Genomic DNA, 15755 nt, shown 5'->3' on the forward strand with positions numbered 1-15755 from the left:
ACAAAAATGCCGACGATTTCAACGGATAGCCGCGCAATGAATCAACCTGCCGAGTCGCCGCAAAGCCCTGCCGAGATGCGCCGTACTGCGCTGTACCTGACCCTGGCGCAAGTGCCCGAAGGCTGCGTGGTGAGTTACGGCGAGCTGGCTCACCTGGCGGGCCTCGGCCGTGCAGCGCGATGGGTGGGCCGCACGTTGAGCCAACTGCCCGAGGACACCCGATTACCCTGGCACCGTGTGCTGGGTGCCGGTGGTCGGATAAGTCTGCCGGTGGGCAGTGCCTCGGGCGACGAACAACGGGCGCGTTTGCGCGACGAAGGCGTCACGGTCCGTAACAATCGCGTGGATATTCAGCGCCATGGCTGGCGCCCGGTAGAGCACAGCGGTTAGAGTGCGCGCTTTGTTTCCGCAAATCTGAGGCAGACTCCAGCCCATGCCCCGTAAAACCTGGCGCGCCGCGCTCGCTGCCTATGCCAGCCCTTCGACGTTAGTCCTGTTGTTGCTCGGCTTTGCCGCCGGCTTGCCTTACATGTTGGTGTTCTCGACGCTTTCGGTGTGGTTGCGCGAAGCCGGTGTGGCGCGCGAGACCATCGGCTATGCGAGCCTGATCGGTTTGGCGTATGCCTTTAAATGGGTCTGGTCGCCGCTGCTCGACCAATGGCGCCTGCCACTGCTCGGTAAACTCGGACGCCGCCGTTCCTGGCTGGTGCTGGCCCAGTCGCTGGTGATCCTCGGATTGATCGGCATGGGTTTCTGCGACCCGCAGAAACACTTGTCCTGGCTGATCGCTATCGCCGTCATCGTCGCCTTCGCCTCCGCCACCCAGGACATCGCGGTGGACGCCTACCGCCTGGAAATCGCCGACGACAGCCGCCAGGCCGCGCTGGCCGCCAGCTACATGTCCGGTTATCGCATCGCCGCCCTGCTGGCCACGGCAGGCGCACTGTTTTTTGCCGAAGGGTTCGGCTCTACCGGTTTCAACTACAAGCACTCGGCCTGGACCGGCACCTACGTGCTGTTCGGCGTGCTGATGATCCCGGCGCTGCTGACCACGCTGTTCATGCGCGAACCCAATGTGCCGCTGCGCACCCAGTTGCAGGCCGGGCGCTACAGCTTCGTGCACCAGCTTGTGTCCGTGTTTGTGCTGATCGTGTTGCTGGTGTCGGTGCCCGCAATGTTCACCCAACTGTTCAACACGGATTTCGAAAGCGTGCTGTTCCACGGCATGAGCTTGTGGGACTTGCTGATGGAAGACCGTGCCTTCCTGCGCGCCATCCTCTATATAACCCTCACGTCGCTATGCCTGTCGGCCATGGGGCGCCGGGGCCTTGCGCCAGTGCTGACACCGGTCAACGACTTCATCCTGCGCTACCGCTGGCAGGCGTTGCTGTTGTTGGGGCTGATCGCCACCTATCGCATGTCCGACACCGTGATGGGCGTGATGGCCAACGTGTTCTACATCGACCAGGGCTTCACCAAGGACCAGATCGCCGGCGTCAGCAAGATCTTCGGCCTGATCATGACCCTGCTGGGTGCAGGCATGGGCGGCTTGCTGATTGTGCGCTTCGGTATCCTGCCGATCCTGTTCATCGGCGGCGTGGCGTCGGCCGGCACCAACCTGCTGTTCGTGATGCTGGCCGATATGGGTCCCGACCTGCAGATGCTGATCTTCACCATTTCCCTGGATAACTTCAGCTCAGGGCTGGCGACCTCGGCATTCGTGGCCTACCTGTCGAGCCTGACCAACCTCAAGTTCTCCGCCACCCAATATGCCCTGCTCAGCTCGATCATGCTGTTGCTGCCGCGCCTGATCGGCGGGTATTCGGGGGTAATGGTGGAGAAGTTCGGGTATCACAATTTCTTCCTGATCACCTGCCTGCTGGGCGTGCCGACGCTGTTCCTGATCGCGTTGCACTGGTTCCAGGAAAATCGGCGGGCGCGGTTGAGTCCGCCGACCGAAGACTGACAATGAGGGAGGGGCTTGCCCCCGATAGCAGGTTGTCAGGCGCCTATGTGTTACTGATCCACCGCTATCGGGGCAAGCCCCCTCCCACATACCCCTCTGCATTCTGATGCCTGTACTCCAGCAGCCGGCGCCCGTACAATCCCAAGTCATTTCAAGTCCAAGCAACCGACAACGGCCTACCATGCGTACCAGTCAATATTTGCTCGCCACACAGAAAGAAACGCCTTCCGACGCGGTTGTGATCAGCCACCAGCTGATGCTGCGCGCCGGCATGATCCGCAAACTGGCCTCCGGCCTGTACACCTGGCTGCCCATGGGCTTGAAGGTGATGCGCAAGGTCGAAGCCATCGTTCGTGAAGAAATGAACGCCGCCGGCTCTCTGGAAGTGTTGATGCCGAGCACCCAACCGGCTGAACTGTGGCAGGAATCCGGGCGCTGGGAAGAGTACGGCCCTGAGTTGCTGCGCTTCAAGGATCGCCATGGCCGCGATTTCTGCGCCGGCCCGACCCACGAAGAAGTGATCACCGACCTGATGCGCAACGAGCTGAGCAGCTACAAGCAGCTGCCGCTGAACCTGTATCAGATCCAGACCAAGTTCCGTGACGAAATCCGCCCACGCTTCGGTTTGATGCGCGGTCGCGAGTTCATCATGAAGGACGCCTATTCGTTCCACGCTGACCAGGCGTCCTTGCAGGTCACCTACGACCGCATGCACCAGGCCTACTGCAATGTGTTCACGCGCCTGGGCCTGAAGTTCCGCCCGGTTGAGGCGGACAACGGCTCCATCGGCGGCGCCGGCTCCCACGAATTCCACGTGCTGGCCGAGTCCGGCGAAGACGACATCGTGTTCAGCAACGGTTCCGACTATGCGGCGAACATCGAGAAAGCCGAAGCCGTGCCACGGGAAACTTCCCGTCCAGCCCCGGCCGAAGAGCTGCGCCTGGTGGACACGCCGGATACCAAGACCATCGCGGCCCTGGTGGAAAAATTCAATCTGCCGATTGAAAAGACCATCAAGACCCTGATTGTGCGCGCCGAGGAAGAAGGCAAGCTGATCGCCCTGGTGATCCGTGGCGACCACGAGCTCAACGAAATCAAGGCCGCCAACCAACCTGGCGTGGCCAGCCCGCTGGTCATGGCCACCGACGCCGAACTGCGCGACGCCATTGGCGCCGGTGCCGGTTCGCTCGGCCCGCTGAACCTGCCGCTGCCGATCATCATCGACCGTTCGGTGGAGCTGATGAGCGACTTCGGTATTGGCGCGAACATCGACGACAAGCACTACTTCGGCGTGAACTGGGAACGTGACCTGCCGGTGCCGACCGTGGCCGACCTGCGTAACGTGGTAGCTGGCGACCCAAGCCCGGACGGCAAGGGCACCCTGGAAATCAAGCGCGGCATCGAAGTCGGGCACATCTTCCAGCTGGGCAACAAGTACAGCAAGGCGATGAAGTGCGAAGTGCTGGGCGAGAACGGCAAGCCGATCACCCTGGACATGGGCTGCTACGGCATTGGCGTATCCCGCGTGGTTGCCGCTGCCATCGAGCAGAACAACGATGAGAAAGGCATCATCTGGAGCGACGCCCTGGCGCCGTTCCAGGTCGCCCTGGTGCCGCTGCGTTATGAAACCGAGCAAGTACGCGAAGCCACCGACAAGCTGTATGCCGAATTGACGGCTGCTGGTTTTGAAGTGCTGCTGGATGACCGGGACAAGAAAACCAGCCCGGGCATCAAGTTCGCCGACATGGAACTGATTGGCATCCCGCACCGGATCGTGGTCAGTGACCGCGGCCTGGCTGATGGCAATCTGGAATACAAGAGCCGGACCGAAGCCGAAGCCCAACCGTTGCCGGTGGCTGACGTGCTGTCTTTCCTTCAGGCGCGTATTCGTCGCTGAAAACCAGATCAAGAGAAGTCATGTTCAAGCGAAACACCAGAGCACTGGGGGGCGCCGCCTTGTGCGGCGCCCTGCTGGTCAGCGGCTGCGCCAACCAGATGTCGCAACGCAGTGAGCACGAGGAGCGGGTCGAGCGTAAGTTGCTCGACCACAGCCTGCAGATCGATGTAGGCGAGCCCAAAGTGCTGGAGCTGCCGCAACGCCGGGTTCGCATTCACGAGCAGAAGACCTTCGAGGTCACCGAGTTCGAAGTCACCCGTCGTTACGACCGCTATACCCCCTACCAGCCCTGGCGCAAGCTCTACGAGATGCCATTGGGTGCGGTTGCCCTGGTGGCGGGCGCGGGTGCCAACGTGGCGAATATCTTCGCCCTCGGCCACCTGCCGACCAGCATGACCCATGACTGGTTGATCTATGGCGTGGACGGCCTCAACCCGTTCATGAACGTGCAATCCCACGGCCGTGCGCAACAGAACCTGGCGGGTATCGATGAAGTCCAGCGCGACAAGCGCGTGGAGTATTCGAGCCTGCCCTGGAGCGAACGCCCGGTGCAGGTCACCGCCGGCAAGCAGACCCATGAGCTGACCACCGACCGTAACGGCGTCCTGCGCCTGAACCTGTTGGACAGCCCGTTTGCCGAGCAAGACCTGAACCGCGTCACCACCTTGAAGATCAGTGTGGAAGATGGCCAGGACGATGTGCATTCGGACTCGACCCTGGCGATCAGCAACACCCTGCGCGGCAAGTTGCTCGAAGCCCACGGCCTGATCTACGACGACTTGGAAGACGACGAAGTCAGCCAGTGGGTGCACCGGGTCAAGCGATTGTCGGAGCTGGGCCTGGAAGAAGAGGCCAGTGAGCTGGAACAAAGCCTGATCGAACTGACCCGCAATGATCCCGAGTTGCAGCAAGAGTTTCTGCAGGCGCTGACCAAGGATGCGGGGCGGCTAGTCGCAGATCCTGGAGCACGCTGAGCCCCTCAAATTGTTGGCGGTCAAATGTGGGAGGGGGCTTGCCCCCGATTGCAGCGGGTCAGCTATAGATAGGCTGGCTGATCCACCGCTATCGGGGGCAAGCCCCCTCCCACAATTTGCTCCCCATTTTTACCACGAGAATTCGAGCTGCTCGTTGCCGTTACTCAGATCCAGCAACCGCACCCCAATCCCTAACAAGCGCACCGGCTTGCCTCCACGATTGAATGCCTGCGTCATCAGCTGTTGATAACTCTCCAGATCCCGCCCTGCCCCGGCCTGTTCCAGCGTGGTCTGGGTAAAGTCATGAAACTTCACCTTCACGAACGGCTTGCCTGCCCGGTAACTGCTATCGATGCGCGCCATGCGCCCGGCCAGGGTCTCCATCAGTTCGGGAAGTTTGGCCAGGCAGCTTGAGAGGTCCGGCAGGTCCACGTCATAGGTATTTTCCACACTGATCGATTGCCGACGACTGTCGTTCTGCACCACACGGTCATCGATCCCACGCGCCAGGCTCCACAACCGCTCGCCAAAACTGCCGAATTCACGCACCAGCGCCAGCTTGTTCCACTCGCGCAGTTGCAGGCAGTCCTCGATGCCCAGGCGCGCCAGTTTATCGGCCGTGACCTTGCCCACACCGTGCAACTTGCTGACCCGTAACTGCGAGACAAAGTCTTCGACCTGGTCCGGGGTAATCACAAACAGGCCGTTGGGTTTCTTCCAGTCGCTGGCGATCTTGGCCAGGAACTTGTTCGGCGCCACGCCTGCGGACACGGTGATGTGCAGTTGGTTGGAGACACGGCGACGAATGTCCTGGGCGATGCGCGTGGCGCTACCGCCAAAGTGCGGGCTGTCGGACACGTCTAGGTAAGCCTCATCCAGCGACAGCGGCTCGATCAGGTCGGTGTAGTCGCGAAAGATCGTCTGGATTTCCTTGGATGCTTCTTTATAGGCATCCATGCGTGGCTTGACGATGGTCAGGTCCGGGCAGAGCTTCAAGGCATGTCGCGACGACATGGCCGAGCGCACGCCATAGGCGCGCGCCTCGTAATTGCACGTAGCGATTACCCCGCGCCGGTCCGCCGAGCCGCCCACCGCCAGCGGTTTTTGCGCCAGGCTCGGGTCATCGCGCATCTCGATGGCGGCGTAGAAGCAATCACAGTCGACGTGGATGATTTTGCGCTGCGTCATATAAACGGGGTGTGTACCTACGGGTGGCCAGTATCGCACTCACACCTGTATATAGCACCAGTAGTTTGAATCTTCCGCTTGAGCGGTAGGAAAATTCCAGGATGAATTTATTTTCTCAATCGAATTTTGCCTTCCGATAGAGCTGAAAGCCTCGGCCAGACTGGGCCCGCGGGTATCAAGAGGCCTTCATGGAGAGCTAAGCGATTGAACAACAAGCGCTTTTCTTTAATTCACAGGTTGACAGACCGGCGTTCCTCTGTAGAATGCCGACACACAGACGCGGGATGGAGCAGTCTGGTAGCTCGTCGGGCTCATAACCCGAAGGTCGTCGGTTCAAATCCGGCTCCCGCAACCAAACATCAAAAAAGGCTACTCGAAAGAGTGGCCTTTTTTGTGCCTGCCTGTTTTGTCCTGTACGAAAATTGTAAGACAAAAAAATCTTTACCCCTCGAGCACTTACGGTGCATGGCCGAGATTCAACGGCTAATTCACACTTATTTGACCCATCGGCTCATTAACGGTTGACACCTCGGCGCTGGACTGTAGAATGCCGCCCACAGACGCGGGATGGAGCAGTCTGGTAGCTCGTCGGGCTCATAACCCGAAGGTCGTCGGTTCAAATCCGGCTCCCGCAACCAAACATCAAAAAAGGCTACTCGAAAGAGTGGCCTTTTTTGTATCCGGTGAAAAAGTTCTTCTGAAACAATGGCATGGCATCTTTCATGAAACCGTACACGGTTTGTAGAGTCCATCTCATTGCAAGCTATGCTCAATGCTCAAGCACTGCCCTCTACGACCAATGGCCGCAGTCGCCGCCCCCGGCGATACGCGTTAATATTTGTAATTATTTTGTCCATAGGGATTGGTAACTTGGCTGGATACCTCCATCCTGTCGCGCACAATCCACGAGGTGATTGATGCGCGCCAACTCGTCTGAACCACAAGACACCGTCACAGCAGAACAACCGATCACACCCACCCGCTTGCGTTGGCTGGATCTGGTGAGCAAGTACCGGCAACCTATCGGGCTGGCCGTCACGTTATTGCTGTTTGCCATCGCCCTGATCGCCTGCCGCCACCTGCTGCTGGAGCTGGACCTCTACGCCCTCCACGACTCGATCCTGGAAGTGCCCAAGCCGGCCCTGCTCGGTGCGTTTGCAGCAGCCGTTGCCGGCTTTGTCATTCTATTAGGCTATGAATTCTCCGGCGCCCGCTATGCCGGCGTAAACCTGCCCGCCAAGACCCTGGCCCTCGGCGGCTTTACCGCGTTCGCCATCGGCAATGCCATTGGCCTGTCGATGCTTTCCGGCGGATCGGTGCGTTACCGCTTATATGCACGCCATGGCATCGGTGCATCCGAAGTCGCCCATATGACCGTGTTCGCCAGCCTGGCGCTGGGTACTGCCCTGCCGCCACTGGCTGCATTGGCAACACTGAGCAACCTGCCCGCCGCATCGACCTACCTGCATTTGCCGCAGGCGGTGCTGGGCGGTATTGCCGGCGCGGTGCTGCTGTTGTCGGCCGTATTGTGCATCGGCATTTATCGCCGTCGCCTGCCAGAGCAACCCTACCCGGACAACCTGTTGGTCAAAGCCGGCCGCCGCACCTTGCGCCTGCCGGGCCGTCGCCTGACCTTCCTGCAACTGATCATTACCGCACTGGACGTTGCCGCTGCCGCGACCGTCCTTTATATGCTGCTGCCGGAGGCGCCGCCCTTCGGCCCCTTCCTGCTCGTCTACTTGCTGGCGCTGGCCGCTGGTGTGCTCAGCCATGTACCAGGCGGTGTGGGTGTATTCGAGGCGATCCTGCTGGCGGCCTTCGCCGACAAACTGGGCGCCGCGCCATTGGCCGCCGCCTTGCTGCTGTATCGCATGATCTACGTGGTGCTGCCCCTGCTGATCGCCTGCGTGTTCCTGCTGGTCAACGAGGCACAGCGCCTGTTCCAGACCCAGCAAAGCCTGCGGGTCGCCTCGGGGCTGGCAGCGCCAGTACTGGCCGTCCTGGTTTTTCTGTCCGGCGTGGTCCTGCTGTTCTCTGGCGCCACGCCCGAAATCGACTCGCGCCTGGAAAACATCGGCTTCCTGATCCCCCACCGCCTGATTGACGCCTCGCACTTTGGCGCCAGCCTGATCGGCGTGTTGTGCCTGCTGTTGGCCCAAGGCCTGCGTCGACGCCTATCGGCCGCCTGGATGCTGACCATGGTGCTCTTGCTGGCGGGCGCCCTGCTCTCGCTGCTCAAAGGCTTCGACTGGGAAGAAGCCAGCCTGATGACCATGACCGCGATCCTGCTGGCGATCTTCCGACGCTCTTTCTATCGCGCCAGCCGCCTCACCGAACTGCCGTTCTCGCCGCTTTACCTGGTGGCCAGTGTGTGTGCTCGGGGCGTCGATCTGGCTGTTGCTATTCGCCTATCAGGACGTACCGTACAGCCACCAGCTGTGGTGGCAGTTCACCCTGGACGCCAACGCCCCCCGTGGCCTGCGCTCGCTGCTCGGCGCCGCCGTGTTGCTGGTGATCGTGTCCCTGACCTGGCTGCTGCGTACCGCGCGCCCGGTGATCCATTTGCCGACACCCGATGAACTGGAGCGCGCCAGCAAGATCCTGATGGCCTCTTCCCAGCCTGATGGCGGCCTGGCGCTCACTGGCGACAAGGCGCTGCTGTTCCACCCCAACGACGAAGCGTTCCTGATGTACGCCCGTCGCGGCCGCAGCCTGGTGGCCTTGTACGACCCGATCGGCCCGACCCAACCGCGCGCCGAGATGATCTGGCAGTTCCGTGACCTGTGCGACATCCACCACGCCCGCCCGGTGTTCTACCAGGTGCGTGCGGAGAACCTGCCGTACTACATGGACATCGGCCTCACCGCGATCAAACTGGGCGAAGAAGCCCGTGTCGACCTCAAACGCTTTGACCTGGAAGCCAAGGGCAAAGAGATGAAGGACCTGCGTTACACCTGGAACCGTGGCTCGCGGGACGGCCTGTCCCTGGAGATCTGCGAACCGGGCACGGCGCCGATGGACGAACTCAAGGTGATCTCCGATGCCTGGCTGACCGGCAAGAACGTGCGGGAAAAGGGCTTTTCCCTGGGACGCTTCAGCGACGACTACCTCAAGCACTTTCGCATAGCGATCATTCGCTTCGAAGGGCGCCCGGTGGCCTTCGCCAACCTGCTCGAGACCTACAACCATGACCTGGCCAGTCTCGACCTGATGCGCGCCCACCCGGACGCGCCCAAGTTGACCATGGAATTCATGATGGTCGGCCTGATTCAACATTATAAGAGTCACGGCTACGCCCGCTTCAGCCTCGGCATGGTGCCTTTGTCGGGCCTGCAACCACGACGCGGCGCACCGCTGACCCAACGCCTGGGCTCGATGGTGTTCCGCCGTGGCGAGCAACTGTATAACTTCCAAGGTTTGCGCCGCTTCAAAGACAAGTTCCAGCCTGACTGGGAACCCCGTTACATGGCCGTGCCCGCAGGACTTGATCCGCTGGTGGCACTGGCCGATACCGCCGCCCTGATCGCGGGCGGCTTGACTGGATTGGTGAAACGCTGATGATTCGACGCTCCTGGCGGTATGTATTGGCCTTTGTAGTGCTGCTCGCCCTGATCCTGGGTGGCGGCTATTGGTACTGGAACCGCCCTGCCCCACAACCGGTGCTGGAGCAACTGCCCCAGGCCGACGGTTCGGTCATGACCCGCGTGACCCCCAACGGCACGCCAAAAGCCCGCGTGGCCGTGGCCGTGATGGCCGATGAAACCCTGACCGACAGTCAACTGATTGCCTTGAGCCAAGGCGGCAAGGCGCAGATTGTCCAGGTGATCCTGCCCAAGGATGACTGCAAACTGCAGGAACAAGCGCTGCAAAGCGCCCTGGGCCAGCTCAAGGGCCCAGCGACGCTGGTTAGTGGCATCGGCCCCGGTGCAAGCCTGGCCTGGCGCTGGCTGGCCACCCAGAACGACGACAAGGCCAATGCCATCTCCGTCGGCTTCGCGCTGGTGCAGGAAGGCTGCAAGGACCCACTGCCGAAGACCGCCGCCCACGGCAACTGGCTGGTGGCCTGGAACGACAACCCTGACGATGAAAGTGCCAGTTTCGTACGTGACACACCGCGTGCCACCACCAGCATCAGCGACTACGACATCCACTACCCGCAAGTGCTGAACAACGAGTTGCGCAAGCAACTGGTGGGCTCGGACAACGGCGGCCTGGCGATTCCGGTGGTTGAAGTACCGGCCGGCCAGGCCAAGGACACTGTCACCCTGTTCCTGTCCGGCGACGGCGGCTGGCGCGACCTCGACCGTGATGTGGCTGGCGAGATGGCCAAGATCGGCTACCCGGTGGTGGGCATCGACACGCTGCGCTACTACTGGCAGCACAAGACCCCGGAACAAAGCGCCAAGGACCTTACCGAGCTGATGCAGCACTACCGTCAGAAATGGGGCACCAAGCGCTTCGTACTGACCGGCTATTCGTTCGGTGCCGATGTACTGCCGGCCATCTACAACCGCCTGCCGGAGAACGAGCAGCAGCGTGTCGACGCAATCATCCTGCTGGCGTTTGCGCGTACGGGCAGCTTCGAGATTGAAGTGGAAGGTTGGCTGGGCAATGCCGGCAAAGAAGCCGCCACCGGCCCGGAAATGGCCAAGCTGCCGGCTGACAAAGTGGTATGCATCTACGGCGCCGAAGAAGTCGACGAGAGTGGCTGCACGGACAAGACGGCTGTAGGTGAAGCAATCAAGCTGCCAGGTGGGCATCACTTCGATGAGAACTACCCGGCGCTGGCCAAGCGGTTGGTGGATATCATCGTGAAACACCAAACCAAAGCCGAATAAGCCCGAGCCTTACACCAATCAAAATGTGGGAGGGGGCTTGCCCCCGATAGCAGTGCTTCAGTCAGCTTATCTGTAGCTGACCCACCGGCATCGGGGGCAAGCCCCCTCCCACATTGGTTTTGTGGTGTTGGTGAGATCTAACGCGGCTCGATGTGCGCAATCATCAACTGCACGGTTTCATTACCGCGAAACTCGTTCACATCCAGCTTGTAGGCCAATTCCACCCAACGCACCGTCGGGTTCGGCCAGACCTCCCGGTCCACCCCAAACGCAATGCCATCGAGCTTCACCGACCCGCATTCGCTCTTGAGCACGACCTTCAAGTGCCGCTCGCCCACGACGCGCTGCTCCACCAACTGAAACACGCCGTGGAACAACGGCTCCGGAAAGTGCTGCCCCCACGGCCCTGCATGCCGTAGCGCACGGGCCAGTTCCAGGTGAAACTCTTCCACTGCCAGGGTGCCATCAGACAGCAGACGCCCGGTCAGGTCTTCTTCGCGCAGTTGCCGACGCACTTCGGCATCGAAGGCTTCGGCAAACAGCGGGAAGTTTTCCTCGGGCAATGTCAGCCCGGCCGCCATCGCGTGACCGCCGTATTTGCTGATCAGGTTCGGATGCTGGCTGGCGACCACCGCCAGGGCATCACGGATATGAAAACCCTGCACAGAGCGCCCAGAGCCCTTGAGCAAACCGTCGCCAGCGTCGGCGAAGGCAATGGTCGGGCGGAAGTAGCGCTCTTTCATGCGCGACGCCAGAATTCCGATCACACCTTGGTGCCACTCCGGGTCGAACAGGCACAAACCGTAGGGCATCGACTCCACCGGCAAGTCCTTGAGCTGGGCCAGGGCCTCGCGCTGCATGCCTTGCTCGATGGATTTGCGGTCCTGGTTCATGCCGTCCAGTTGCGCGGCCATTTCACGGGCAGCGACCACATCGGTGGTGAGCAGGCATTCGATGCCCAGGCTCATGTCATCCAGGCGTCCAGCGGCGTTCAGGCGCGGCCCAAGGATAAAGCCCAGGTCGGTGGAGGTAATACGCGCGGCGTCGCGCTTGGCCACCTCGAGGATCGCCTTGATCCCCGGCCGTGCACGACCGGCGCGGATACGTTCCAGCCCCTGATGCACCAGGATGCGGTTGTTGGCGTCCAGGGGCACCACGTCAGCGACGCTGCCCAGGGCGACCAGGTCGAGCAATTCGCCGATGTTTGGCTGTGGTTTGTTGTCATACCAGCCCAAACTGCGCAGGCGCGCACGCAAGGCCATCAGCACGTAGAAGATCACCCCCACGCCGGCCAGCGCCTTGCTCGGGAATTCACAGCCGGGCTGGTTCGGGTTGACGATGGCATCCGCCGCCGGCAACTCGTCGCCGGGCAAGTGGTGGTCGGTTACCAGCACTTGCAGCCCCGCCGCTTTCGCCGCTGCCACGCCCTCGACGCTGGAGATGCCGTTGTCGACGGTGATCAGCAACTGCGGCTCGCGCTGCAGGGCGACGGCGACGATTTCCGGGGTCAGGCCGTAGCCGTACTCGAAACGGTTGGGCACCAGGTAATCGACATGGGCCGCGCCGAGCAAGCGCAGGCCCAAGGTGCCCACGGTGCTGGCGGTGGCGCCGTCGGCGTCGAAGTCACCGACGATGAGGATGCGTTGGCGTTGCTCCAACGCCGTCACCAGCAGGTCGACCGCCGCGTCGATGCCCTTGAGCTGCTGGTAGGGAATCAACCGCGCCAGGCTTTTGTCCAGCTCGGCTTCGGACTGCACCCCGCGCGCGGCGTAGAGACGGGTCAACAGCGGTGGCAAGTCACCGAGAAACGGCAGGACGGCAGGCAACGGGCGAGGATCGATACGCATGGGGTGACGGGAGCTTCTCTTTGATAAAACGGTTAAACAACAAGGCTACAAACGACACAGGTCATTGTGGGAGGGGGCTTGCTCCCGATTACGGTGTATCAGTCAATGTGGTGCTGACTGAACCGCCGCGATCAGGAGCAAGCCCCCTCCCACCGTTTCAACCGCGTTCGCCAACCAACCACTGCAACTGCACTTCATGCTGGCCACGGTCGTCGGTGACGAAGATCGTGCCTTCGCTGATCATCACGTCCCACTTGATAACACGCGGCATGTCCTTGGCCAGGGTCTCAAGGACTTCCTGCGGCACGGCAGCGATGTGTACGTTCTTCAGGTTGTTTGCCACCGGCACCACCTTGCCTTCCCACACACGCAGGCTGCCATAGGCCAGCAGGCTGGTACGTTCGGTGCGGCGCGAGCACCACGTAAGGCGGTCTGCATCGGGCTGGCCGACTTCGATCCAGTGCAACACCCGGTCATCCAGGCTTTTTTCCCACAAGGCTGGTTCGTCTACGTCTGACAGGCCACGCCCGAACGACAACTGCTCGTTGTACCAGAGGGCGTAGGCGAGCAGACGCACGGTCATGCGCTCTTCGGTTTCCGACGGGTGGCGGGCGATGGTCTGTTTGACGCTCTCGTACACCGAGCGGTCGAGGTCGGTGAGGTTGAGTTCGAATTTGTAGGTCGTGGACGGCTGGGCCATGAACGGGCTTCTAGAGACAGGGAAAGGCGGCCAGTCTAACCGATGACGAGGCCAATCAACGAATCCTGCGCTGCCCTGGGCTGCTCGCCTATGTTAAAAGGCATCACACCACCGCCCTGCGCAGACAAGGATCCTCATGTCGTTCAATGCCAAACCACTTGCCGGCCTGAAAGTCATCGAACTCGGCACTCTGATCGCCGGCCCGTTCGCCTCACGTATCTGCGCGGAGTTCGGCGCCGAGGTGATCAAGGTCGAATCACCGGACGGCGGCGACCCGCTGCGAAAATGGCGCAAGTTGTACGAGGGCACTTCGCTGTGGTGGTTCGTGCAGGCGCGCAACAAGCAGTCGCTGACGCTGAACCTCAAGCACCCGGACGGCCTGGCCATCCTCAAACAACTGTTGGCGGACGCCGACATCCTGATCGAAAACTTCCGCCCCGGCGTGCTGGAAAAGCTCGGCCTGAGCTGGGAAACCCTGCACGCGCTGAACCCCAAGCTGGTGATGGTACGTCTCTCCGGCTTCGGCCAGACCGGGCCGATGAAAGACCAACCCGGGTTTGGCGCAGTGGGCGAGTCCATGGGCGGCCTGCGCTATATCACCGGTTTCGAAGACCGCCCGCCGGTGCGCACCGGCATTTCCATCGGCGACTCGATTGCCGCGTTGTGGGCAGTGATCGGCGCACTGATGGCGCTGCGTCATCGCGAGGTCAACGGTGGCCTGGGCCAGGTGGTGGATGTGGCGCTGTACGAAGCCATCTTCGCCATGATGGAAAGCATGATTCCCGAGTTCGACGTGTTTGGCTTTATTCGCGAACGCACCGGCAACATCATGCCCGGCATCACGCCCTCCTCCATCCACACCAGCGCCGACGGCAAGCATGTGCAGATCGGCGCCAATGGCGATGCGATCTTCAAGCGTTTCATGTCGGCCATTGGCCGTGAAGACTTGGCCAACGATCCGGTACTGGCCAGCAATGACGGGCGCGACAGCCGCCGTGACGAGCTGTATGGGGTGATAGATCGCTGGGTGAATTCGCTGCCGCTGGATCAGGTGATAGACGTGCTGAACAAAGCCGAGGTGCCTGCCAGCCGGATCTACAGTGCCGAAGATATGCTCGGCGACCCACAATTCCTCGCCAGGGAAATGTTCCTCAAGGCCCAGCTTCCCGGCGGCAAGGAATTCAAGATGCCGGGCATCGTGCCCAAGCTGTCGGACACACCGGGCAGCTGTGAATGGGTGGGGCCGCAACTGGGTGAACATAACAGCGTAGTGCTCGGCGGGCTGGGTTATGACGCTGCTGCCATTGTGCGTCTGCGCGAGGAAGGCGCGATCTGATGGCCCGTCGGGTTGCTCAGTTGTGCCTCGCCGTCATGATGGCGAGCGCTTGGCCTCTGCCGGCCAATGCCGAGGATACGCTGATCTGGCTTTTGCGTGATTTACCGCCACTGACCATTTTCGAAGGCCCGCGCAAAGGCCAGGGCGCGCTGGACCAACTGTTGCCGAGACTGATCGAGCACCTGCCTGAATATCGGCACCAGGTATTGCACGTCAATCGCGCACGGGGCACACAAATGCTGCGCGAGCGCACATTCACCTGTGACCCTTCATTGCTGTGGACCGCCGAGCGGGCCAGGTACGTGGTGTTTTCCAACCAGGCCTTTGTGGTCGCCAGCAATGGGATCACGATCCGGCGCAGCCAGCAGCAAGCCATGGCCGCCTATATCTCGCAGGGCCAGTTTGACCTACAGGCCTTGCTCGATGCGCACGAGGCACGGGTGGGGGCCACTGCGGAGCGCAGCTACGGGCCTGTCATCGATGCACAGCTCAAGCAGGCCGACACGCACTCACTCGCGCTGCATTACGGCAACGATGCACTGGGCAGCCTGTTACAAATGCAGCGCCTGGGGCGCTTGGAAGCCGTGTTGGGTTACTGGCCGGAGATCCGCTACCACGCGATGCAGCAAGGCATCGCCTCGGATGACCTGAGCTTCTACCCGATCAAAGGCTCGGCGCCGTATCAGCGTACGCACATCGGCTGCTCGGATACGCCCCAGGGGCGCCAGGCCATCAAACGAATCGACCAGGTACTGCGCGAGATCCCGCTGCAAGAGGTGCAGCAGTCGTATGCCTCATGGCTGGACCCGATCATGCGCGAACATTACCTGCGGGATAACCCGAGTTTTTTCCAGGACTCGCCAGAGCCGTGACAAATCGCAGGCAAAAAGAAACCCCAAAGCGTGGGGAGACACTTTGGGGTTAAACGTGGCCTACAATGACCAGTACAGCAAGGCACAAACACCGGAGCACAATGTTTGCTCTTGCTGTTACAAAATCTGACCGGCCG

General features: G+C 61.3%; 10 protein-coding genes, 2 tRNA genes and 1 pseudogene. 10 read left to right on the plus strand and 3 right to left on the minus strand.

What is annotated here, in order from left to right; translation table 11 throughout:
• The first annotated feature begins 36 nt into the window (after positions 1–36).
• The 4 genes from ACZ445_RS24530 (at position 37) to ACZ445_RS24545 (ending at position 4837) form a co-directional block, all read left to right on the plus strand.
• Positions 37–390: an MGMT family protein gene (locus ACZ445_RS24530; RefSeq protein WP_058423311.1), complete on the plus strand. Its 354-nt coding sequence runs from the start codon at positions 37–39 to the stop codon at positions 388–390.
• Positions 391–433: 43 nt separating this feature from the next.
• Entirely contained in the window at positions 434–1966 is a 1533-nt protein-coding gene (locus tag ACZ445_RS24535) for an AmpG family muropeptide MFS transporter (protein WP_058423312.1), read from the plus strand.
• Between the two features lie 181 nt (positions 1967–2147).
• Positions 2148–3863: a proline--tRNA ligase gene (locus ACZ445_RS24540; protein ID WP_058423313.1), complete on the plus strand. Its 1716-nt coding sequence runs from the start codon at positions 2148–2150 to the stop codon at positions 3861–3863.
• 20 nt (positions 3864–3883) lie between these two features.
• The gene (locus ACZ445_RS24545; RefSeq protein WP_058423314.1) at positions 3884–4837 is read left to right on the plus strand and encodes a hypothetical protein; all 954 of its coding nucleotides are present in this window, start codon (positions 3884–3886) and stop codon (positions 4835–4837) included.
• Between the two features lie 129 nt (positions 4838–4966).
• On the opposite strand, the gene dinB is transcribed toward ACZ445_RS24545, so the two are convergent.
• Positions 4967–6025: a DNA polymerase IV gene (dinB, locus tag ACZ445_RS24550; RefSeq protein ID WP_058423315.1), complete on the minus strand. Its 1059-nt coding sequence runs from the start codon at positions 6023–6025 to the stop codon at positions 4967–4969.
• A gap of 278 nt (positions 6026–6303) precedes the next feature.
• Between dinB and ACZ445_RS24555 the strand changes: the two genes are divergently transcribed.
• The 4 genes and pseudogenes from ACZ445_RS24555 to ACZ445_RS24570 all read left to right on the plus strand — a co-directional run bounded on the left by ACZ445_RS24555 (position 6304) and on the right by ACZ445_RS24570 (position 10863).
• Positions 6304–6380, plus strand: a tRNA-Met gene (locus tag ACZ445_RS24555).
• 206 nt (positions 6381–6586) lie between these two features.
• Positions 6587–6663 (plus strand) — tRNA-Met (locus ACZ445_RS24560).
• A gap of 279 nt (positions 6664–6942) precedes the next feature.
• Positions 6943–9583: pseudogene (gene mprF, locus ACZ445_RS24565) on the plus strand (bifunctional lysylphosphatidylglycerol flippase/synthetase MprF).
• Positions 9583–10863 carry a virulence factor family protein gene (locus ACZ445_RS24570; protein WP_058423317.1) on the plus strand — a complete coding sequence of 427 codons (1281 nt, stop codon included), beginning with the start codon at positions 9583–9585 and terminating at the stop codon, positions 10861–10863. Before mprF ends, ACZ445_RS24570 begins: the two are co-directional and overlap by 1 nt.
• A gap of 137 nt (positions 10864–11000) precedes the next feature.
• On the opposite strand, the gene recJ is transcribed toward ACZ445_RS24570, so the two are convergent.
• Both recJ and ACZ445_RS24580 read right to left on the minus strand, forming a co-directional pair.
• Positions 11001–12710, minus strand: a complete 1710-nt coding sequence (gene recJ / locus ACZ445_RS24575) for a single-stranded-DNA-specific exonuclease RecJ (RefSeq protein ID WP_058423318.1) — start codon at positions 12708–12710, stop codon at positions 11001–11003.
• Positions 12711–12867: 157 nt separating this feature from the next.
• Positions 12868–13410, minus strand: a complete 543-nt coding sequence (locus ACZ445_RS24580; RefSeq protein WP_032858231.1) for a YaeQ family protein — start codon at positions 13408–13410, stop codon at positions 12868–12870.
• Between the two features lie 136 nt (positions 13411–13546).
• Between ACZ445_RS24580 and ACZ445_RS24585 the strand changes: the two genes are divergently transcribed.
• Positions 13547–14746, plus strand: a complete 1200-nt coding sequence (locus ACZ445_RS24585) for a CaiB/BaiF CoA transferase family protein (protein ID WP_464707674.1) — start codon at positions 13547–13549, stop codon at positions 14744–14746.
• The gene (locus ACZ445_RS24590) at positions 14746–15618 is read left to right on the plus strand and encodes a TIGR02285 family protein (RefSeq protein WP_464707675.1); all 873 of its coding nucleotides are present in this window, start codon (positions 14746–14748) and stop codon (positions 15616–15618) included. The genes ACZ445_RS24585 and ACZ445_RS24590 overlap by 1 nt, the downstream gene beginning before the upstream one ends.
• Positions 15619–15755 lie beyond the last annotated feature (137 nt).

The organism is Pseudomonas allii, assembly GCF_055380095.1.